General features: G+C 72.7%; 1 protein-coding gene. It reads left to right on the top strand.

Annotated elements, in window-relative coordinates; all coding sequences use genetic code 11:
• Positions 1-64: 64 nt before the first annotated feature.
• On the top strand, positions 65-578 hold a 514-nt coding region (locus AB4Z02_RS18985; RefSeq protein ID WP_441972915.1), incomplete at its 3' end, for a siderophore-interacting protein.

The raw sequence follows: 578 nt of genomic DNA, 5'->3' as shown, positions 1-578 counted from the left end.
AGGCTACCCTTACCTGAGCACGCCTCCCCGCACCGCCCTCCCCGACCCGCCCGATCGGAGCACGATGAGTCGACCGCGCCCGATCACGCCGCGCCACCCGCACGTGCTGCTGCTCGAGGTCGTGCGCAGTGAGCGGATCAGCCCGAACTTCCAGCGGGTGACCGTCGGCGGCGCGGCGCTCGACCTGTTCGAGCCGATGGGCCGCGACCAGTGGTTCCGTCTCTTCATCCCGCATCGCCCCGACGAGAAGCCGGCGCTTCCCGCATCCGCCGGCGCGCGCTGGTGGCCGCAGGTGCTCGCTATGCCCGAGGCGCGACGGCCGTTCGTGCGCAACTACACCGTGGCCGGCCATCGCGCCGCCGACCGGGAGCTCGACATCGACTTCGTGCTCCACGAGAGCCCGGGCGGCCATGACGCAGCAGCGGGCCGGCCCAGCACGGCGCCGAGCATGTCCCCGTACGGTGTCGCGTCCGACTGGGCCACCGAGGCGGTGCCAGGTCGCCTCGTGGGCCTGCTCGACCAGGGCGTCATGTGGAACCCGCCCGCCGACACGCAGCACATCCTGGTCGCGACAGACG

The sequence above is a fragment of the Pedococcus sp. 2YAF34 genome (assembly GCF_052114585.1).
GTDB lineage: Bacteria > Actinomycetota > Actinomycetes > Actinomycetales > Dermatophilaceae > Pedococcus.
The sequence above is the reverse complement of the archived record's forward strand: the minus strand, read 5'-3'. Positions and strand labels throughout refer to the sequence as shown.